The sequence below is a fragment of the Sinimarinibacterium flocculans genome, from assembly GCF_003201205.1.
GTDB classification, from domain to species: Bacteria; Pseudomonadota; Gammaproteobacteria; order Nevskiales; family Nevskiaceae; genus Solimonas; species Solimonas flocculans.
The window spans coordinates 162,048-182,552 of record NZ_QICN01000002.1; the positions used below are offsets into that span (position 1 = coordinate 162,048).

General features: G+C 68.5%; 14 protein-coding genes and 1 pseudogene. 3 read left to right on the plus strand and 12 right to left on the minus strand.

Annotated elements, in window-relative coordinates:
- Positions 1–26: 26 nt before the first annotated feature.
- Together C8D93_RS04465 and C8D93_RS21330 are read left to right on the plus strand one after the other, a co-directional pair.
- Complete coding sequence (locus C8D93_RS04465) at positions 27–941, plus strand: CE1 family esterase (RefSeq protein WP_170123898.1); 915 nt, start codon at positions 27–29, stop codon at positions 939–941.
- A 54-nt stretch (positions 942–995) separates the two neighbouring features.
- Positions 996–1,124 (plus strand): annotated as a pseudogene (locus tag C8D93_RS21330) (SDR family oxidoreductase); the annotation flags it as partial.
- A 123-nt stretch (positions 1,125–1,247) separates the two neighbouring features.
- On the opposite strand, the gene C8D93_RS04475 reads toward C8D93_RS21330, so the two are convergent.
- From C8D93_RS04475 to rluD, 10 genes are all read right to left on the minus strand, one after another.
- Positions 1,248–2,138: a sulfotransferase gene (locus tag C8D93_RS04475; RefSeq protein WP_110263971.1), complete on the minus strand. Its 891-nt coding sequence runs from the start codon at positions 2,136–2,138 to the stop codon at positions 1,248–1,250.
- On the minus strand, positions 2,135–3,631 hold the full coding sequence (locus C8D93_RS04480; RefSeq protein ID WP_110263972.1) for a hypothetical protein: 1,497 nt from the start codon (positions 3,629–3,631) through the stop codon (positions 2,135–2,137). Before C8D93_RS04480 ends, C8D93_RS04475 begins: the two co-directional genes overlap by 4 nt.
- A complete protein-coding gene (locus C8D93_RS04485; protein ID WP_110263973.1) occupies positions 3,613–5,949 on the minus strand; it encodes an RND family efflux transporter in 2,337 nt (778 codons plus the stop codon). Before C8D93_RS04485 ends, C8D93_RS04480 begins: the two co-directional genes overlap by 19 nt.
- A gap of 73 nt (positions 5,950–6,022) precedes the next feature.
- Positions 6,023–7,429: a TolC family outer membrane protein gene (locus C8D93_RS04490; RefSeq protein ID WP_110263974.1), complete on the minus strand. Its 1,407-nt coding sequence runs from the start codon at positions 7,427–7,429 to the stop codon at positions 6,023–6,025.
- Positions 7,430–7,550: 121 nt separating this feature from the next.
- Positions 7,551–10,124, minus strand: coding sequence for an efflux RND transporter permease subunit (locus C8D93_RS04495; protein WP_110263975.1), 2,574 nt, complete (start codon positions 10,122–10,124; stop codon positions 7,551–7,553).
- A 40-nt stretch (positions 10,125–10,164) separates the two neighbouring features.
- Positions 10,165–11,145 carry a WD40/YVTN/BNR-like repeat-containing protein gene (locus C8D93_RS04500; RefSeq protein ID WP_170123899.1) on the minus strand — a complete coding sequence of 327 codons (981 nt, stop codon included), beginning with the start codon at positions 11,143–11,145 and terminating at the stop codon, positions 10,165–10,167.
- A 104-nt stretch (positions 11,146–11,249) separates the two neighbouring features.
- Entirely contained in the window at positions 11,250–12,617 is a 1,368-nt protein-coding gene (locus tag C8D93_RS04505) for a DUF1329 domain-containing protein (protein ID WP_110263977.1), read from the minus strand.
- Between the two features lie 13 nt (positions 12,618–12,630).
- Positions 12,631–14,976 carry a DUF1302 domain-containing protein gene (locus tag C8D93_RS04510; protein ID WP_110263978.1) on the minus strand — a complete coding sequence of 782 codons (2,346 nt, stop codon included), beginning with the start codon at positions 14,974–14,976 and terminating at the stop codon, positions 12,631–12,633.
- A gap of 225 nt (positions 14,977–15,201) precedes the next feature.
- Entirely contained in the window at positions 15,202–15,933 is a 732-nt protein-coding gene (pgeF, locus tag C8D93_RS04515) for a peptidoglycan editing factor PgeF (RefSeq protein WP_110263979.1), read from the minus strand.
- 3 nt (positions 15,934–15,936) lie between these two features.
- Positions 15,937–16,923 (minus strand): 23S rRNA pseudouridine(1911/1915/1917) synthase RluD, encoded by a 987-nt coding sequence (rluD, locus tag C8D93_RS04520; RefSeq protein WP_110263980.1) that lies wholly within the window; start codon positions 16,921–16,923, stop codon positions 15,937–15,939.
- Positions 16,924–16,977: 54 nt separating this feature from the next.
- On the opposite strand from rluD, the gene C8D93_RS04525 reads away from it, so the two are divergent.
- Positions 16,978–17,829: an outer membrane protein assembly factor BamD gene (locus tag C8D93_RS04525; RefSeq protein ID WP_170123900.1), complete on the plus strand. Its 852-nt coding sequence runs from the start codon at positions 16,978–16,980 to the stop codon at positions 17,827–17,829.
- Positions 17,830–17,959: 130 nt separating this feature from the next.
- Here the strand turns inward: C8D93_RS04525 and C8D93_RS04530 are convergent, their stop codons facing one another.
- Positions 17,960–19,585: an NAD+ synthase gene (locus tag C8D93_RS04530; protein ID WP_110263982.1), complete on the minus strand. Its 1,626-nt coding sequence runs from the start codon at positions 19,583–19,585 to the stop codon at positions 17,960–17,962.
- Positions 19,586–19,631: 46 nt separating this feature from the next.
- Positions 19,632–20,504: a succinate--CoA ligase subunit alpha gene (sucD, locus tag C8D93_RS04535; protein ID WP_110263983.1), complete on the minus strand. Its 873-nt coding sequence runs from the start codon at positions 20,502–20,504 to the stop codon at positions 19,632–19,634.
- Position 20,505 lies beyond the last annotated feature (1 nt).

The following is a 20,505-nucleotide window of genomic DNA, read 5'->3' on the forward strand; positions in this document are numbered from 1 at the left end:
CGACCGCGCCCACCCCGAGAACCGAAATGACCGCCAATCTGACCCGCAGACTGCGCCGCGTACCGCTGATGCTCGTGACGCTGCTGCTCGGCGCCTGCGTGGCCGCCCCGGACGTCCATGCCCAGCAGCCCGGCGCCGCCAGCGAACACGAGCTGCGTTCCGGCCAGCTTGAGCGCAGCTACCGTCTCTACGTGCCGCGCAGCTACGACAAGAGCAAGCCGATGCCGCTGCTGGTCGCACTGCACGGCGGCCTCGGCACCGGCAAGTCCATGGCCGAGGTCAGCGGCTTCGACCGCGTCGCCGAGGCGCGCGGCCTGATCGTCGCCTACCCGGATGGCATCGGCCGCGGCTGGAACGCCGGAAGCTGCTGCGGCAAGCCGATGAAGAACCGCGTCGACGACGTTGGTTTCATGAAGAACCTGATCGCCGACGTCAAGCGCAAGGTGGCAATCGACGATGGCCGCGTCTACGGCGCCGGCTTTTCCAATGGCGCGATGCTGGTGCATCGGGTCGCCTGCGAGGCGCCGGGCACGTTCACGGCCATCGCCGCGGTCGCCGGCGGCATCATGATCAAGGACTGCAACACGTCGAAAGGCACACCGACGCTGCTGATCCAGGGACGCAACGACCCGCGCATCCCCTGGAACGGCGGCGAGTTCGACGGCACCTACCGGCCGTCGATCGCCGAGATCGTGGCGACGCTCGGCAAGCGCAATCGCTGCAGCGGCGGCGAGACCGTGGTCAGCGAGGACGACACCGTGAGCTGCCGCAAGCTCGGCGGCTGCGTCGACGGCAACGAGGTGCAGTGGTGCGGACTCAGGGGCGTCGGCCACCAGTGGCCCGGCGGCAAGACCCTGCTGCCGCTGCTGCTCGGCGACAACACCAACCGCTACAACGCCTCGCTGCGCATCGTCGACTTCTTCCTGCAGCACCGGCGATAACGCAGGCCCGGCGCGCGTGCAAGTGTCGGCGCGCGCCGTCGTCACTCGCAAGCGTTCCCGCAGGCCGGTCGTGCCGGCACCGCCGAAGAGGTCGCGCAGGCGGTGCTGTGGTTGCGCTCGGACGAATCGCGCTACGTGCACGGCCATCTGCTCGCCGTCGACGGCGGCTACGGCGCGCGCTGAACCAGCGGCAGCACCGTCACTCCCGGTGGATTTCGCTTGCGCTCAATCCACCCTGCGGGCTCAGGCCTCAGGACCCGCCGTGACGGTAGGTGGATGGAGCGTAGCGATATCCACCGGCGAGGTTCACCGATAGCCGTAGCGTCGCGCCCGCTCGACGAGCTGCGCATCGAAGCCGGCTCCGTCGGGGCGCCACGGCAGCGGTGCGGTGAGGGTCGCCGCGGTGGCTTGTTGAAGCACCTCGTCGTCGAAGCGTTCGAGTACGTCGGCTTCGAGGCCGTAGGGCGCGGCGCCGGGGCCGAAGCCGGCGTAGATCCAGCGCTCGGGTTCGCGCATCGCGGCGAGGGCGTCCGCGTCGACGCCGGCAAGCTCGCACAGGCGCGCGAGCGCGGCATCGTCCGGTGTCTCGACGTCCTCGACGCGCAGACAGCGTGCGCGGCCGGCAAACACGGTCTCGATGTTGCGATTGCAGCGCAGCCACGGCACCTGCGGATCGACCAGCGCCGGGATGAACGCGTGGTCCTTGAAGTCCGGCGGCACGAACAGGCGATCGCGCGCCCACGCATCGAGCAGGCAGCCCTGGGTCCACGGATGGCGCGTGAGCTGCAGGATGCCGGCCTGCGGGAAACCCCGGTGCAGGCGGCGCAGGTCGAGCGGGCGCAGCGGCGCCTCGGTGTCGGGAACGACCAGGCGCCGCGGCGCGACGCGGGCGGCAATTTCCGCGAGCAGCCGCGCGGTGGTCCAGTCCGCGCGCTGCGCGAGCCATTCATGCGCCGCCGCGACGGCGTCGTCGTGCTGCGCGCCAAATTCCAGTTGCGCGATCGTGCGCAGCAGGCCGTCGGCCTGCGGGCCCTGACTGAGGTGGAAGATCTCGAGCAGCTCACCAACCGCGTCCGCCATCTGCAGACACAGCTCCGGCACCGCGTAAAGCCGCGGATGCACGCCCAGGCAGCCGGCGGCGTAGGAGGCGCCGCAGAACGGCGCCGCGAGTATGAACAGCGGCGGCGGCGCGCTCACGCCTCACCGCCGGGCGAACCGAGCCAGACCTCGCAGCCGCCGCGCGGGTTGTGCACGTACTGCCAGCGGCGGCCACGCTTGACCGCGACATTGGGCGCGAACGGATTGGCGGTGCCGACGAACAGGCCATGCGGGGTCGACACCAGCGTGCGGATGCCCCAGTTGAACTTGTTGCCAAAGCCGTTGCGCGTAACCGCCTCCCAGTGGATGCCGTCCTCGGTGCGCCACAGCTCGGCGCCGCCGAAACGCGCAAGCAGTTGCTCTTCGCCCCAGCGCCGCAGCAGTGCGATGACGTCCTCGGGCCACAGGCTCATCGGCAGGTAGGGCATGATGTTGGTCCAGTTCAGCGTGCCGGCGTAGAGCCAGCCGTCGTGCACGCATAAACGCCACACATAGCCGTTGAACAGGCTGTCGAAGCCGGGCCCGAAACCGGACAGCGGATAGCGCAGACCCTCTTGCGTGCTGCGGGCGTCGCCGACCAGCAGTTCCCAGGAATCGTCGGGCCAGACGCGGATGATTTCCGCCGCCGACGGCCCGATGTTGGCGCTGCGGTGGTAGCCGCCGTTGATGATGCCGTAGGCGACATAGAGCGCGCCCTTGAACTCGCACATCGCCGCCGTGGCCTCGTTGAGCGGGCCGCGACCGGCACCGTGGGTGATCACCGGCTGCCAGCGATACGGCATGTCGCCACCGGCGGTCTTCCACAGCTCGCTGCCGGTGACGGGGTTGATGGTGCCGCCGTACAGGTGCCCGGTGTAGTGCGCCATCTCGAACACGGTCGCATTGTCGGGATTGCCGAAGCCCTCTTCGCTGACCGCGGTCCACTCGTCCGTGCGCAGATCGGCGTTCGCATACACCACCGCCTCGGAACTGATGTCCTGCAAAAAGCCCTTCGCGGTGCCGGACGCCGTCGGGCTGATGTGCACGCGTCCCTGGAACGGCTGCAAGGTGCGGAATGCCCGCACGGTCTTGGCGAACGGCGGCCGCGGCACCGGCGCGAAATGCTCGCCGTCCTCGCTGCGCAGCAGATCCGGCGTATGCGCGGTGTGCGGCGACCAGGTGGTCACGTAGAGGCAGGGATGCGGATCGCCGAGATCCTGGTGCACGGCCATGCCGCGCAGGCCGATGTAGCTCGGCACGTCGTCGCGCTGGTTGGTGCCGAGCACCTGCGGCGAACGGTAGACCAGGCGCCACGACTGCGTGTCCGGCGTGTACGCCCAGATCTGCGCACGGCGGTCGATCTCGTAGAGATCGTTCGGCGCGAGGATCGGCCACGGATACAGCCGCGGCGTCGGCTGCGACAGGCGCAGCGCCGCCAGCGACGCGCGCGAGGTGCCGACGTACAGCCGCCCGCGGAACCACGCCATGCTGTGGGCATAGTGGTTCCAGCCGTCGCCGAAGCCGCTGTCGGCGGTGAGCCGGAAATCAGCCTGGCACAGGGCAGCCTGCACCGGCGGCCGGCCGGGCGGATCGTTCAGGGAATCCAGGACCACAGCTCGACGAAGACGAAGCGCGCGATCGCACGCGTGAACACGATGCCCGTCAGGCTCCAGCCGGCGTCGACCTTGGCATTGCCGGTCATGCCAGTGCGCAGCCGGCCGTCGGGGTCCTGCAGCTCGACTTGCACGCGGATGATCTTGCCGTAGGTGTCGTCGTCGGCCGCCGGCGCGATTGCGCGCACGCGACCGTCGAAGCTGGTATGCGGGAACGCCCAGGGCTTGAGGCTGGCATCGGCGTCGATCGCCGTCTCGCCGATCGACGATTCGGGGATGCGGATGTCGGCATACAACGTGGCCGTGTCCTCGACCACCGCGAGCGGATCGCCGCGGTTGAGGTAGTGGCCACGCGCGAACTGCAGTTCGGAGGAAACGATGCGCCCGGCGATCGGCACCTTGATCCTGGTGTAGGCCAGCTCCTGGCGCGCGTACTCGAGCTCGGCCTGGATGCGCCGCTTCTCGGCTTCGATGCTCTGGATGCGCTCGGCGAGCGCCGGACTCTCGATCAAGGCCAGCGCACGCTGCGCTTCGAGCAACTGCTGGCGCGCGACCTCGGCGGCGCCCTGCGCACGCTCGTACTCCTGCGGCGTGACCGACTTGCCGCGGAATGCGACGGCGACGCGCGCGGCGCTGCGCTCGGCGAGCTCGGCCGCTGCCTTGGCGGTCTCGACCTTGCTGCGCGCGAGCTCGATCTCCTCCTCGCGCGCGCCCATGCGCACGATCGCGAGTTCCGCCTCGAGACGCGCCAGCTCGGCTTCCGATACGGCGACGCGCGCACGCTGCGCCGAATCGTCGAGCCGCGCGATGACCTGGCCGGCGGCCACGGCGTCGCCTTCCGTGACCAGCACTTCGCGCACGTCGCCGGCCACCAGCGCGCGCACGTCGGCGCGATCGCGCGGCAGGATCTCGAACTCGCCGCTCGCCGAGTACGGGTAGGGCAACACGCAGACGATGGCGACGATCAGCGCCGTGATCTTCTGCCGGCGCGTGGGCCGCCACGGCCGCTTGACGTGGCCCATCGTCGTGCGGTCGACCGCGGCGCGCGAATACTGCCTGACCATATAAACCCCCATCACGCTCAACAACACAAGAAAGCCGACGCCGTGATAGCGCTCGGCGAGCCAGCCGCCGACGCCCCACAGGATCAGCCACAGCAGCACCAGCAGGAACACCGCCGCCGCGAACCCGTAAGCCAGCAACGCACGATACGAGACGCGGCGCGTGCGCACGAGCCACGGCCGGCTGCGCGCACCGAGCAGCGCGCCGATGGCCTGTTCACGCAGATCCGGCGTGTCCAGCAGGTGGCACAGCAGGAAGTGGCCGTCGTAGTGCATCAGCGGATTGAGCCGCAGCACCAGCGAGATCGTCGTGACGACGGTCAGGCCGACGCAGAAGCGCGCGATCGAGACCTGCGAGTCGACGAACAGAAACCAGGTGAGCACGGCGATCGACGCCGCCGCGGCGCTGCCGACCAGGCCGCTGCCGACGATGCGCAGACGCTCGACGCGACCGGCGCGCTCGGCGGCACCGGCGGTGTCGACAAACAGATGCGGAATGCCGAGCGCACCGCGGACCAGGCCGATGCGCGGCGTACTCGGTGTATAGCGTGCGACCGCCGCCGCGCGTGCCGACATCGACAGCAGGTTGATCAGCGCCGCGCCGACCAGTGCCGTCGCGATTGCGCGATAGCTGCCGAACAGGCCCGCCGACATCAGCAGCCACCCGTAGCGGTGCGTGATCACCAGCGCGATCGCCAGCCCGCACAGCGCGATGAAAGCGCCCAGATGCAGGCGCGAGCGCAGCGGCCAGATCAGCAGGCGCCCGAGTATCACGAACGGCGTCGGCGGCAGCGGCCAGTCGATCTGGTTGGCCTGGCCGCGGCGGCCGGTGACCAGGCCGGTCAGGCCGCCGGTGAGTCCCGGACTGACGCGCGAACCGGGCACCGACGACGGCGGCAGACTCGCCGGCGGCGCGGCGGCCAGGACCGGCTCGAGTCCGGTCCAGCCGAGGCCGATGCGTTCCGCGTCGTTGTGCGCCGGCGGCGGCAGCGGCTCGTGGGTGCCGGCCTGCAGCAGCCGGTATACGGCCAGCTCGGCGGCCAGGCCCTCGATCGTGGCCGCCGTCCAGCCGGCGTCTGCGGCCGCTTCGAGGCGCGCGGCGGCGCTGCGCCGGCCGTCAAACAATTGCGCGGCGGCGTACTCCGCCGCGCTCAGGCGCAGCACGAAGCCGCCGTCGGCGGCGTGGACCTCGGCACCGCCGTCCGCATGTTCGACAACACGCGCCGGCGCAAAGCGGCGGTAGCGGCTGTCGATCATTGGCGCGCGCCCGTGTGCACGAGCGCCGCCGGCACGACCGCGGGGAGAACGGCTCGCTGGAGCATGAATGCGCCTACGGCAGCCTCGGCGCCTCGAGCATGCGGTTGATCTGCGCGAGATCCGCGACCAGCAGATTTCCGGCCAGCGACTTCAGGCGCAGCGAGCTGATCAGGAAGCGGTAGCGCGCATTGGCGTGATCGCGCTCGGCGGCATAGCGCCGTTCCACCGCGGTCAGCAGCTCGGTATTGGACAGCGTGCCGGCCTCGAAGCCGGCGCGCGTCGACTGCTCCGACGCGATCGTCGCCTCGAGCGCGCGCTTGAGCGCGTCGACGCGCTGCAGCCCCGCCGAGCTGTTGCGGTAGGCGATGCGCACGTCGCGCAGGACCTGCGTGCGCGCATCGTCGCGCAACGCCTCGGCCTGGGTCTGCAGTGCCAGTGCCTGGCGCTTGGCCGATTCGAGCTGACCGCCGGTGTACAGCGGCAGCGTCAGCATGACGCCGATGCGCTCCTGATCCTCGTTGCGCTCGCCGGCGAGACCGCCGCTGGATTCCAGCGAGAACGCGTCGCCCACCAGATCGAGCGTCGGCCACTGCGCCTTGCGCGCGCGCTCGTAGCCCAGTTCGGCGATGTCGACCCCCAGCGCCTGCATGCGGATCAGAGTGTTCTCGGCCTCGGCACGCGCGATCCACACCTCGACTTCGGCCGGCTGCGGCGGCACCAGCAGCAGATTGAGCGGCAGGCGCCAGAGCCGCTCGTAGCGCCGCCCGCCGATCGCCTCCAGTCGCGTCGTCGCGTTGGCCACCGCATCGAGCGCCTCGGTCTGGCGCGCGACCGCAATCTCGTAGCGCGCCTGCGCCGTCTTCAGATCGGCATCGGTGGCCAGGCCGGAGGCCTCGCGCGCGCGCACCTGAGCGAGCTGCTCGCGCAGGGCGAGGGTCTCGGCGCGCGCGAACAGCAGCGCGTCCTCGGCCGCCAGCACGGTGAAGTAGGCTTCGGCGACCGCCAGCAGCAGCGCGTCCTGGGCGCCGCGCAGCTTGTACTCGGCCTGCTGCACGCGCAGCGACGCCTGCGCCTTGCCGAGCATCAGCCCCGGCTGGTACAGCGCCTGGCTCAGGCGCGCGCCGTACAGCAACTGGTCGAGATCGTCGTCGCGGTCGATGTCGACGATGCCGTAGTAGTCACCGGTGATGTGCTCGTGCAGCCAGTCGTACTGGGCGCGCACGCCGAGCTGTGGCAGCAGCTTGCCCTTGGCCTGCGGCAGCAGTTCGCGCGCGGCGAGGAACTCGGCGCGCGCGGCGCGGTAGCCGGCATTGCCCTGCAGCGCATCGTTGCAGACCGCGAGCAGATCGCTGGCCGTGTCCTGCGCCATGACCGGCGCCCAGGCCGTGAGGAGCAGCGCCCGCGCCGCGGCGCGGGCCAGAACGCTGCGCCATGCCCTGACTGGCTGCGAGCGGCGCTGCGCGTTCGGTTCGACTCTCATGCGAATGCGATTATGGGGAATGTGTGCCGGGCTGTCGCGTCGGAAACCGCCGTGCCAGTGGCCCGACACCAGAGAGAAGAACCCCGCACCACCCGGGGTGCCGAACCCCACGCCGCAGCTCTCAGTTATTGGGCAGCTTCATCAGGAAGCGGCAGATCGCCGGGCAGACAAAGATCGCGCCGATCATGTTGGCGAAGAAGGCGAAGGTCAGCAGCAGGCCCATGTCGGCCTGGAACTGCAGGCCGGAGAACAGCCAGGTCGCGACCGATCCCGACAGCACCAGACCGGTGAAGATCACCGGCTTGCCGGTCATGCGCAGCGTCTCGTAGTAGGCGTCGGCGAGGCTCTTGCCCTTCTTCACGAACTCTTCGATCGTCGAGTAGATGTAGATGCCGTAGTCGACGCCGATGCCCACCGCCAGCGCGGCGACCGGCAAGGTCGCCACCTTCATGCCGATGCCCTTGATCGCCATCAGCGCGAGGATCAGGTTCGACACCACGTACAGCGGCACCAGGATCGAGAACACGCCGGCGGCGCTGCGGAAGCTCAGCCACAGAAAGACGATGATCACGGCGTAAACGTAGTAGACGATCGGCTTGTCCTTCTCCTTGACGACTTCGTTCGACGCCGCCATCACGCCGCCCTGGGCGCTGGCGAGGGCGAAGTTCACGGGGCACGGCTTGTCGAAGCTCTCGAGCTTGGCCTCCGCCGCTTCGACCTTCGCACGCAGATCGATGATCGAGGCGTCCCCGTCGACCTGGGTGTCGGTGAAGTCCCGCGCCTTGAGCGAGGTGATCTGGTTCTTCAGCGCAACCTCGTCGGCGCCGAGCGCGCGACGTGCGGCGTTCTTGTCGGCGCAGTAGGCGGCATCGACGCCGCTGTTGAGTTCGAACCACTGCTCGGCGTTGTGCTCGTTGAAGGCCTTGACCTTGTCGGTGAGCCGGTCGAGGGTCGTCGCCTTGTGGTCCTTGGTGAACAGGAACACCGCCATCGCCGAGCAGTCCGGGTTGAGCAGGCCGGACGAGGTCGGGATCGGCGTGATCGCCTGCACCATGACGTACTGGTTGCGCGGCAGCACCCGGAACTTGGGCGCGCCCTCGGAGAACGCCGAGTTCACCTGGCGCGCGGCCCACGGCAGCGACAGGATCGACGCGACGCCCGGGTCGTTCTCCATGTGCCAACCGAAGCGGTCGATCTGCTCCATCACGTTGTACTTGATGCACGATTCCGGATCGGTCTCGGCGATGACCTTGAGGATGTCGGTACCGATCGTGAAGTTGGCGGTGATCGCGTCGGAGTCCTTGTTGTAGCGCGAATCCGGGCGCAGCTCGGGCACGCCGGACTGCGCGTCGCCGTAGATCATGCCCTCGCTCTTCCACAGCGCCCAGCCGTAGGCACCGGCGAGCGCGATGATGACCAGCGCCGCGGGCACCGGCTTGGTGACCACCGTCATCGCGCGGAACACCGGATTGAAGATCGCCTCGCGCGCATCCTGCTTCTTGACGAAGGACTCGACGTCCTTGACGTTCATGTACGTCAGCCAGATCGGCATCAGGATCTTGTTGGTGACGATGATCGCGACCATGCCGTAGGAGGCGTTGATCGCCATCTCGCGGATGATGTCGATCGGGATCAGCAGGATCGTCAGGAAGCCGGCGAGATCGGTGATCAGCGCCGTGGTGCCCGGAATCGCCAGACGGCGGAAGGTCTCGAGAGACGCCTCGTAGCCGTTCTTGCCGGTCGCCAGCTCGGACACCCATGAACTGGTGTACTGGACGCCGTGCGACACCGAGACCGACAGGATCAGGAACGGCACCAGGATGGCGAACGGATCGAGGCCGAATCCGCTGGCCGTGAGCAGGCCGAACTCCCAGATCACCGCAATGAACGAACACACCAGCGGCAGCACCGACAGCTTGAAGCTGCCGAGGTAGAGGATCAGCAGCACGAAGGTCATGCCGAGCGCGACGAAGAAGTACATGATCACTTCGTTCGCGGCATCGGTGACGTCGCCGATGACCTTGGCGAAGCCGATGATGTGGATGTCGACCTGGTCGTCCTGGTAGGCGCCGCGGATCTTGTCCTCGAGCTGCCGGGCCACTTCGCGATAGTCGAGCTTCTTGCCCGAGACCGGGTCGATCTCGAGCAGCTCGGCGAAGACCATCGCACCGGTCTGGTCCTTCGATACGTAGCGGCCGACGTGACCGCCCTTGCCGACGTTGGCACGCACCAGCGTGAACATTTCCTCGGTCGGCTGGTACTCGGCCGGGATCACGTTGCCGCCGGCGAACCCGCCTTCGACCACCTCGACGTAGCGCACATCCGGCGTGAACAGCGAGGACACGCGTGAACGATCAACGCCGGGCAGGAAGAACACCTCGTCGGTGACCTGCTTGAGCTTGCTCAGGAAGTGCTCGTTGTAGATGTCGTGGCTCTTGTCCTTCTGGATCAGCGAGACAAGGATGGTGTTGGCACCACCGAAGTCATCCTCGTACTGCTTGAGCACCTTCATGTACGGATGCTCGAGCGGGATCGACTTGTCGAAGCCGGCATCCACGTGCGTGCCGGCGGCGAACCACGCGAACACCGCGGTGAGAACGCCGAGCAGCGCGAGCATGAGCATGCGCTTGCCGTAGACGATCGGTTCGACGACCGCAAGGATCTTTTCCTGCGAGAAGAGCGATGTGCCAGCCATGAGCCGAGCCCCCGTTGTTCGTGGCTATGTATACGCGTGGTTACTGCAGCGCGATGCGCTGGACGCCCGACTCGCCGACGGCGAGCAGCACGTCGCCGAGCGGAATCACCGACGACAGCGGCGTGCCGGCCGCGGACTTGAGCACCGTGATCTCGTCGATGCCGTTGGCCGACAGCATGACGTTGCCGTTGACGCCGACCATGGCCTTGCGTCCGTCGTCGAGCAGGGTGCCGCCGAACATCGACGCGACCGACCCGGTCGTGACCTCGCGCCACTCGCCCGAGCCCGCGTCCTCGCTGACGAAAACGTTGCCGCGCAGGCCGAAGATCACGACGCCCTTGTCGGCATACGGCAGTGCGCCGAAGAGCGAACTCTCGTACGGCGATTCCACCGCCGACCAAGTCTGTCCTTCGTCGGTCGAGATCGCCAGCGTGCCCGACTCGCCGGCGATGAACAGCGCGCCGTCGGCGAGCTGCGTCATCGAGTTGAAGTGCCACTCGTCCTCGCGGATCGGGCTGTCGACCTCCTCCCACGAAGCGCCGCCGTCGGTGGTCGCGTAGAACAGCCCGTAGGCACCGATCGCGAAGCCGCGCTCCTGGTCGAGGAACAGCACGTCGAGCAGCGGCATCTCCAGCTCCGGCTCGAAGTTCTGGATCTCCCAGCTGCGCCCGCCGTCGGCGGTATGCAGGATCACCGCATCGTGGCCGACCGCCCAGCCGTGATCGGCGTCGACGAAATCGACCGCCGTCAGCGGCGCACGGGTCGGTGTCTGCACCTGCGCCCACTTAACGCCGTCGTTGGAGACGACGACCGCCCCGCGATCGCCGACGGCGATCAGGTGTTCGCCGGTGTTGACGATGTCGAGCAGCAGGCTGCCGGGCGTCAGCGGCATGATTTCCGACGGCAGCGGCTTGACCGTCGTCTCCACGCCGTCGTCGGCCTCGTCCTGGGCCACCGCGGGGCCAGCCGCCAGCCACAGGGCCAGCAGCAGGGTCGCATTGCGGGTTGCGCGCTTGTTCATGGTCATCCCCTCATCGGTGACGGCGCCTTCGGCCGCATCCGTGACTGATCGATTGTTGCCAGTGCCCCACGCCACCGGCCGCGAACCCGGCATCGACGGAGCGTTCATTTCTTCGCCAGCCGCGACACCTTGCGCGGCTCGAAGTGATCCTCGTCGAACACCCAGGTCGCGGTCTCCGGATCCTCGTTATTCAGCGCCTGGGCCAGATAGCGATTGCCCGGAAGATCGTACACCGTTTCGCACACCGGAAGCTCGTAGGGCTTGTCGTAGGCGATCACGGTGTGCGCTTCCTGGAGCTGCCAGAGCGCGCCGCGTGCGTCATATACGTCGACGATGCGAATCTGCCAGCCGTCCTCGTCGACGAAGAAGCGCCGGCGCTTGTAGCGATGCCCGCTGCCCAGCCGCAGCGTCGCCTCGACCTCCCAGACCCGGCGCCGCTCGTAGCGGGTGTGCTCCTGCGCCAGGTGATGCTTGCCGACGATCTGGCTGTACTCGAGCGCGTCGCTGTGCAGGCGATAGCTGTTCGCCGGCACGAACATCTCGCGCTTGCCGATCAGTTTCCACTCGTAGCGCTCGGTCGGCCCGTTGAACATGTCGGCCTGGTCGTGGGTGCGCAGGCCGTCGGCGCCCAGCGCCGGCGTGTCGTGGCCGGCGTTGGGCACGCGGCGCAGGCGCTGCTGCCCGGGACTGTGCTGCCAGATGCGTCGCGCTTCGGCGATCTGGTCGCGCGTCTCGTGCAGCAGCAGGATCGAGCCCTCGAGCCGGGGCGGTGCGGTCACCAGTTCCAACGCGTGGTACAGGACCTCGCCAAGCGCCTCGGGCGCGAGCCCCGGACGCGAGTACATGAAGCGCAGGTCCTCGCGGATCGTCGTCTGGTTGTAGTCGCCGGACGCCGCCACCGCGAACTGGTTGTTCCAGCGTCGCACCGAGACGTCGCGGTAGCGCACCTTGTGGTTCCAGATGACCTCGAAGGCGTTGCCGGGGATCGGGAACGGCACGCCGGTGACGGCGCCGCTGAGCACCTCGCCGTTGCCCTGCAGTTCCGCGCGCAGGGCATTGGCGCGGCTGGCCTCGTAGACGAACACGGGGTTCGCGAAGCTGCGCCGCGTCGCATAGACAGGCATGCGATAGCTGTCCGGATACCGCCGCAGCAGGGCCGCCTGTGCCTCGCTCAGGTACTCCTCGTACCGGGACAGGTTCTCCGCCGAGATCGTGAACAGCGGCGCATCGTCGGGGAATGGATCGCAATAGCGGCTGCCCGCGCCGGCGAAGCATTCCGGCGCGGCGACCAGGCCGCCGTCCCATGCGGGGATGCTGCCGTCGGCGTTCGCCGCGGCCTCGGCGCCGACCGGCGTCAGCGAGGTGCCGAGCTGGGCAAGCTGCTCCTCGGCGACGCGCGCGTGCGCACCGGCAACCACCAGCAACAACAAGGCCGGCAGCGCCGAACGGTGGCCCTGCCGGCCGATACGCATTCCCGGCATTCGATCAGAACTGATAACCGACCCAGAGCAGGAGGTTGTCGCGATCGTGCGCCGAATCGCGCGAGTGCGCACCGGTGAACCAGGTGTAGCGGATCTCGCCGGTGTACCGGGACAGGTAGTCCCAGCGCACGCCGGCCAGGATCTGCTTGCGACCCTCGACGAAGTTCTGTCCGAGGCCGGGAGCCACACCCTCGACGTCGTGGAACAGTGCGCCGAGCAGCTCGAGGTTGATGCCGGCGAACGCGCTGTCGTAGCGCGTCAGCGTCACCAGGCGGTAGCCGTACGAGATGTCGGTGCCGAAGCCGGCCAGATCGGGATGCGCGGTCGGGTTCTGACGCAGGTTCGGGTCGGTGCCGTTGGTGGTCGGATCGTTCGGATCGGTGCGCACGTCGATCGGGTTGATGCCCGTGCTGCCGTCGGCACCGCCCGACACGTGCGTGTTGACACCGGCGCCCTGGAACTGCAGCTCGTCGATGTCCGGCATGTCGAACACCTGGGTCATGCCCATTTCGAGCAGGAAGATGATCTGGCTCGCGCCGATCGGGTTGTCGCCACCGAAGGTCTTGAGGAAGGTCGTGCCGAGCTGCCCGACCTTGAAGCGCTCGAAGCCCTGGATGTAATCACCGGGGCCGTACTCGACGCCGCGATAGACCGAGGTGAAGTCCGGCACCGCGGTGCGGCGACCCGGCAGCGTCGCGATCGGCGCAAGACTGAAGTCACTGGCCGGGAACGCCGGCTGCAGACCGGCGAACACCAGATCGGTGGTGTGGATCTGGATCGGCAGGTTCTCGCGGAACGCATACTCGCCCGACCAGGCCCAGTCGCCGAGCGTCGTGTTGAACGAGATCCCGTAGAGGCGGATGTCTTCCGGATACTCGGTGAAGTAGCGGATCGAACCGACCGGCAGCGGGTCGCGATAGCCAGGCTGGTCGTTGCCGGCGATCGGGCTCAGCGCCAAACCGGGCACGCCCGCCGCCGCGAGCAGGTTGCCGGCCGGAATGCCGCAACCGCCAGCCGCCTGCGGCGCCAGCAGGGTGACGATGTTCAGCGCCGTATCCAGCGGCAGCGCCCCAAGCAGGCCATCGAGCGGGGCGCCGAGGACAGGCAGTTGACTGACAATCGAACCATCCGGGATGCAAGTGGCATCCGCGGCAATGACCGAAACCGCCGGCACCCGCGAGTGGTAGTTCGCGAAGTACAGGCCGATCTCGGTGCCGTTGTTCAGGCCTTCGAAATAGCCCTTCAGCGAGAAGCCGTACTGACCGCCGTCGTCCGGTGCGCGCCGACGCTCTTCGTCGAAGTCGCGGCGCATCGTGCGATCCGACACCGAGCCGAGCAGCGAGACCGGATCGTCCGGATTGCGCCACGGCTCGTACAGCTCGAACGGGTCCTCCGGCGCCTTGCCGAAGGAGAGCATCGCGTAGGTGGCGCCGGCACCGACGATGTCGGCGGTCGAGAAATAGCTGCCGACGGGGTCGACGACGTACGGCTCCCACTCGTACTGATAGAACATCTCGAGGTTGAAGCCGTCGGCGATGTCGATGTTGAGCGAGGCCATGCCCACCGGCAGGAACAGCTCCTTGATGTCGAAGCCGGGCAGGCGCAGCAGCGCCTGGTTCAGCGGGTTGATCGTGTTGAGGCTATTGAGCGCCAGGAAGCCGCTTTCGCCCCAGTTCAGCACGTGGTTGCCGAGGCGGAAGCTCACCAGTCGGTCGCCCACCTCGAAGGTGCGGCTGACGAAGTAGTCGAGCATCCGGAAATCGTTGCCGTTCTCGTCGACCGCCGCGTCGGGATAGTCGGTCCGGGACGGCTGCAGCGTGGTATCCGGATGGCGTTCCTCGAAGTCGCTGTAGCGCTCGTCGAAGAAGTAGATGCCGCGGGCGAAGACGTTGAAGCCGAACAGTTCGACGTTCAGGTCGCTGGTGATCTTCGCCGTGGCGTGCACCACGTCGTACTTGTCGAAATTGAGATTGCCGCTGTCGCCGTTGGGCTGGTAGCCGCCGGGCTGGGCCACGAAGAAGTTGTTGCGGTTGCCGAACTGCGGGTCCTCGACGGTGCCGGAGCAGGTGTCGCCGGAAAAGGTGTTGTTGCCGGACGGATCGGGGCCGTCGCCGGCCGGGCTGGTGCGACTCACGCACAGTCCCGGATTGAGGTTGGACTTGCCGACCAGGCTGTTGTCGCGATCCTGCATGCGCACCAGACCGCCGATGGTGATCAGGTTGTCCAGGCGCACGTTGGTGTCGCCGATGTCGAAATCCAGGGCGTGTCCGGCGCTGCCCCAGAACATCGCCGCAACGGCGCTGGCGATCGCGAGCCGCGGGTAGGCGGCGTTACGACTATTGATGCTCATCCCCTGCTCCCAGTGTTCTGCCTCGAACGATTGCGTTGCGGTGTGCGGGGAAGCGGAGACGGGCCACGGCTCCGTGGCACTGCGGCATGACAGCCTCTCCTCCACGCGCACCGGAAACCGGCATGCGGTTTCTTCGCTGATTTTTGGTGCACTCCCCACGGAGCGCACTTCTTCGAAGAGTTTTAGCAGACGCCTATCGAGGGCGCAAGAAAACCCCGGTATGCCTCAGTCGCCGTCGATCCAGATCAGGCTGGCCATGCGTCCGCAGCGGCCATCGCGACGGAACGAGAACCACTGCGCCGGGTCGGAAAACGTGCAGTGCCCGCCACCGAAGACGGCGCGCACACCGGCCGCCAGCAGGCGCCGGCGCGCCAGCGCGAACAGGTCCGCGAGCCAGCGGTCGCCGGCACCGGAGTGGAAGCACGACGCGGCATCCGGATCGGCGTCGACGAATGCGGCGCGCACTTCCGGCCCGACCTCGAAGGCCGCCGGACCGATCGCCGGGCCGAGCCAGGCCATCAGCCGGCGCGGCGGCGCCGGCATCGCATCCACCGTCGCCTCCAGTACCCCGGCGGCAAGCCCGCGCCAGCCCGCATGCGCGGCAGCGACCGCGTCACCGTCGTCGCTGCACAGCAGCACCGGCAGGCAGTCCGCCGTCATCACGGCGCAGACGGTTCCGGTGCGGTCGGTCCATGCCGCATCGGCGGGCACGGGCGCGCCGTCGCCCGGCAGGCGCACGACCGTGCGGCCATGCACCTGTTGCAGCCACTGCGGCGAGGCCGGCAGCGCCTCGCGCAGGCGTGCGCGGTTGCACGCGACGTTGTCCGGACAATCGCCGACGTGCGTGCCGAGATTGAACGTCGCGAAAGGCCCGGCGCTGACCCCGCCGCCGCGCCGCGTCTGCAGCGCACGCACGCGCACCGGCGCCGGCCACTCGGGCACCAGGGCGTCGATCATCCGTCAGGCGCCGTGCGGCGCGAACCGGCGCAGCAGCGCGTAGAGCATCTGCATGTCTTCCGGCGCCGGCCGCTCCCAGCTCGCCTCGGCGCCGCTGCGCGGATGTACCAGCGCCAGCGCGCGCGCATGCAGGGCCTGACGTCTCATCGCCCGGAGCGCCTCGCGCAGCTCGGGCTCCAGGCCACTGCCGCGCAGCGGCCCGCCGTAGAGCGGGTCGCCAACGATCGGGTGGCGCAACTGCGCGAGATGCACGCGGATCTGGTGCGTGCGCCCGGTTTCCAGTCGCACGTCCAGACGCGTGAACTGGGCAAAGCGCTCGCCAATGCGGTAGTGCGTCACCGCATCGCGCCCGCCATGCTCGACGACGGCCATGCGCAGGCGGTCGCGCGGATGGCGGCCGATCGGCAGATCGATGGTCGCGCCGCTGATCAGCTCGCCCTGCACGAGCGCCTCGTATTCGCGGCGGATCTCCCGCGCCTGCAGGTCGGCGACGAGGCGGGCATGTGCCTTCAGGTTGAGGGCCACCACCATCAGACCCGACGTGTCCTTGTCCAGGCGATGGACGATGCCGGCGCGCGGCACCGCAGCGGTCTGCGGAAAATGGTGCAGCAGGGCGTTCTGCAGCGTGCCGTCGCGCTGGCCCGCACCGGGATGCACGGTCAGGCCGGCGGGCTTGTCGATGACGGCGAGATCGCGGTCGGCATGCACCACGTCGATCGGCAGGTCCTGCGGTTCGAGGGTGAATGCCTCCTCGATCTCCTCGGCCAGCAACCGCAGCCGCGCGCCGACCGTTACCGGATGACGGCAGCGGGTGACGACCTCGCCGTCCACCTGCAGCCGCCCGGCCTCGATCCAGGCCTGCAGGCGCGAGCGGGAGTAGTCGGCGAACAGCTGCGCGCAGACCGCGTCCAGGCGCTTGCCGTCGCCGCTCTCGGGAACCTCGGCATGCAGAACGAGGTCGGCATCATCGTCCGGAGTCGCCGCGGTCATCGGCTATACTCCCCGGCTACTCCGGAAGTCGCTTCCACAAGCCCTCTCGATCAGATGAGATTCCGCATTCCCGTCGTCCTGGCGCTCGCCGGCGTCGTCTGCGCCTGCAGCTCCGACCCCAACCGACTGCCGCCGGAGAACCCGTTCCGTCCGGAACAGACCTCGATCCGCGAACAGCGTCTGCAGGCCGGCGAATTGTACCGGCTTGCGCGCGCGGCCCTCGATTCCAGCGACTTTGCCGGCGCCCTGCAGCGCTACAGCCAGCTCACGCTGCGCTTTCCGTTCACGGACTACGCCGTGCAGGCGCAGGTCGAGCGCATCTACGCGCTGTACCGCAACTACCAGCCGGAAGAGGCGCTGGCTGCGGCAGACCGCTTCCTGCGCGACTACCCGCGACACGAACACGCGGCCTACGTGCACTACCTCAAGGGCCTGGTCAACTTCGAGCGCGATCGCGGCATCGCCGACAGCCTCGGCTTCGACACGACGCGCCGTGATACCAGCAGCCTGCGGCGGTCGTTCGACGACTTCGGCGTGCTGATCCAGCGCTATCCGCAGAGCCCGTACGTGGCCGATGCGCGCGCACGCATGATCTACCTGCGCAACCGCATCGCCGAGCACGAGCTCACCGTGGTGCAGTACTACATGCGTCGCGGCGCCTTCGTCGCCGCCGCCAAGCGCGCCGAGCAGATCGTCAGCCAGTACCCCGGCGCACCGGCGACCCTCGATGCGCTGAGCCTGCTCGAGAAGAGCTACGCCGCGCTCGACCTCGACACCCAGGCCGCGGACGCGCAGCGGCTGCGCAAGGCCTACCTGCGCAATGCGCCGGCGCCCGCGCCGGAAGCCTCGGCGACGATGGAGTCGACGGACACGGCCGCCGCGCCGCCGGATCAGATGTCGCCGTAAACGGCGGTGAGCGGGTGAGCCGATGCGCTTTGGCGATGCCTTGAATGGCATCGCCTGCATCGGCGAACGCCCGGCCAGGGATGGCCGGGCCGGGCGTTCCCAAGAGCGCGCAGCCCCGCCAAGGATGGCGTCAAATATCCCCGTAAACCGCAGTGAGGGGGTAACGCCGCTCGCGCCCGAATGCGCATTCGGTGATCTTCGGCCCGGGCGGCGCCTGGCGACGCTTGTACTCGGAACGCCGGACCAGCGCGGCGATACGCTTGACCACCGCCTCGTCGAAGCCGCGCTCGACGATTTCCGGAATCGACAGCTGCCGCTCGACGTAGAGCTGCAGGAGCGGATCGAGCACCTCGTACGGCGGCAGCGAGTCGGAATCCTTCTGGTCCGGGCGCAGCTCGGCACTGGGCGGCCGCGTCAGCACGCGTTCCGGAATCACCGCACCGAGCGTGTTGCGGTAGCGGCACAGCTCGTAGACCAGGGTCTTGTAGACATCCTTGATCGGGGCGAATCCGCCGCACATGTCGCCGTAGAGCGTGGCGTACCCGACTGCCATCTCGCTCTTGTTGCCGGTGGTCAGCACCACGTGACCGAACTTGTTCGACAGGGCCATCAGCATCACGCCGCGGCAGCGTGACTGCAGGTTCTCCTCGGTCAGGTCGACGGCGCGCCCGGAGAAGCTGTCGGCCAGCGCACCGGAAAACGCCTCGAACGCCGGCTCGATCGGCAGCACCGAGTAGCGGATGCCCAGCGCCTCGGCCTCGAGGCGCGCATCGTCGTTCGACATCTGCGCGGTGTAGCGCGACGGCAGCGACACGCCCCAGACCCGCTCCGCCCCGAGTGCATCCGCCGCGATCGCCGCGACCAGGGCCGAATCGATACCGCCGGACATGCCCACCAGCGCGCCGGGAAAGCCGTTGCGATCCACGTAGTCGCGCACGGCCTGCACCAGGCCGCTGTAGACCACCGCTTCCCGCGACTGCGCTTCGCGCTCACGGCCGCTCCAGCGACGGCCGTCGAAGTCCAGCGCGAACACGCCCTCCTCGAACAGCGGCGCCGAGAACGCAACGCGTCCGTCATGGTCGATCGCGGTCGAATCGCCGTCGAACAGCACGTCGTCCTGGCCGCCGACGCAGTTGACGTAGACCAGCGGCAGGCCCGTCTCCGCGACCCGCGAGTCGAACACGCGGCGGCGTTCGCGGCTCTTGCTCAGATCGAAGGGCGAGGCGTTGATGTTGAGCAGCAGCTGCGCGCCCGCCGCCTTCGCCGCCGCCGCCGGATTGGGACCCCAGATGTCCTCGCAGATGCACAGCCCCAGGCGCGTGCCTTCGTGATCGAATACCAGGGTGCGGCCGCCCGGCTGGAAATGTCGGCGCTCGTCGAAGACCCCGTAGTTCGGCAGGCGCTGCTTGCGCGCGCGCGCCAGGACCACACCGTCGCGGATCACGTAGGCGGCGTTGTAGATGACACGTTCGGCGGCCTCGTTGACGTACTCGGGCAGCCCGACGACGAGGGTGATGTCGCGCACCTCGCGCAGCAGTCGTTCGACGCCCTGCTCGATCTGCGCCGGCATGCCCGAGCGCAGCAGCAGGTCGTCCGGGGGGTAGCCGATGAGCGACAGCTCCGGACACACGACGAGACTGGCGCCGAGCGTGTCGCGCGCACGCGTCGCCGCGTCGATGATCTTGCCGACGTTGCCCTCGACGTCGCCCACCCAGAGGTTGAGCTGGGCAAGCGCGAGTTTCAGCGAAGCGGACATCAGCGCAATGCCCCGCGCCCTGGCGGCGCGGGGTCGGTCGTCCGGATCAGAGCAGCGACTTCATCGCCGCACCAAGATCGGCCGGCGAACGCACCGTCTTGACGCCGGCCGCTTCGAGCGCCGCGAACTTCTCGTCGGCCGTGCCCTTGCCGCCGGAGATGATCGCGCCGGCGTGGCCCATGCGCTTGCCCGGCGGCGCGGTGACGCCGGCGATGTAGGCGACGACCGGCTTCTTGACCTTGGCCTTGATGTACTCGGCGGCCTCTTCCTCGGACGAACCGCCGATCTCGCCGACCATGATGATGCCTTCGGTCGCCTTGTCCTTCTCGAACAGCTCGATGACCTCGATGAAGCCGAGGCCGCGCACCGGATCGCCGCCGATGCCGACGCAGGTCGACTGGCCGAGACCGTTCTGCGTGGTCTGGTAGACGGTTTCGTAGGTCAGCGTGCCCGAGCGCGAGACGATGCCGATCTTGCCCGGCTTGTGGATGTGCCCGGGCATGATGCCGATCTTGCACTCGCCCGGCGTGATCACGCCCGGGCAGTTCGGGCCAATGAGCACCGAATCCGGGTACTGGTGCCGCAGCGTCGCCTTGACCTTGATCATGTCGTTCACCGGGATGCCCTCGGTGATGCAGACGATGACGCGGATGCCGGCGTCGGCCGCTTCGAGGATCGCGTCGGCGGCGAACGGCGCCGGCACGTAGATCATCGTCGCGTCGGCGCCGGTCTGGGCCACGGCGTCGTGGCAGGTGTTGAACACCGGCAGGTTCAGATGCTGGCTGCCGCCGCGGCCCGGGGTGACGCCGCCGACCAGCTTGGTGCCGTAGGCGATGCCCTGCTCGGAGTGGAAGGTGCCCTGCTTGCCGGTGAAGCCCTGGCAGATGACCTTGGTGTTCTTGTCGATGAGGATGCTCATG

Coding starts and splice junctions, on each gene's coding strand:
- C8D93_RS04525 (WP_170123900.1), top strand. CDS start 16,978: ATGAGATTCCGCATTCCCGTCGTCCTGGCGCTCGCCGGCGTCGTCTGC.
- pgeF (WP_110263979.1), bottom strand. CDS start 15,933: ATGATCGACGCCCTGGTGCCCGAGTGGCCGGCGCCGGTGCGCGTGCGT.
- C8D93_RS04530 (WP_110263982.1), bottom strand. CDS start 19,585: ATGTCCGCTTCGCTGAAACTCGCGCTTGCCCAGCTCAACCTCTGGGTG.
- rluD (WP_110263980.1), bottom strand. CDS start 16,923: ATGACCGCGGCGACTCCGGACGATGATGCCGACCTCGTTCTGCATGCC.
- C8D93_RS04500 (WP_170123899.1), bottom strand. CDS start 11,145: ATGAACAAGCGCGCAACCCGCAATGCGACCCTGCTGCTGGCCCTGTGG.
- C8D93_RS04495 (WP_110263975.1), bottom strand. CDS start 10,124: ATGGCTGGCACATCGCTCTTCTCGCAGGAAAAGATCCTTGCGGTCGTC.
- C8D93_RS04485 (WP_110263973.1), bottom strand. CDS start 5,949: ATGATCGACAGCCGCTACCGCCGCTTTGCGCCGGCGCGTGTTGTCGAA.
- C8D93_RS04490 (WP_110263974.1), bottom strand. CDS start 7,429: ATGAGAGTCGAACCGAACGCGCAGCGCCGCTCGCAGCCAGTCAGGGCA.
- C8D93_RS04465 (WP_170123898.1), top strand. CDS start 27: ATGACCGCCAATCTGACCCGCAGACTGCGCCGCGTACCGCTGATGCTC.
- sucD (WP_110263983.1), bottom strand. CDS start 20,504: ATGAGCATCCTCATCGACAAGAACACCAAGGTCATCTGCCAGGGCTTC.
- C8D93_RS04510 (WP_110263978.1), bottom strand. CDS start 14,976: ATGAGCATCAATAGTCGTAACGCCGCCTACCCGCGGCTCGCGATCGCC.
- C8D93_RS04505 (WP_110263977.1), bottom strand. CDS start 12,617: ATGCGTATCGGCCGGCAGGGCCACCGTTCGGCGCTGCCGGCCTTGTTG.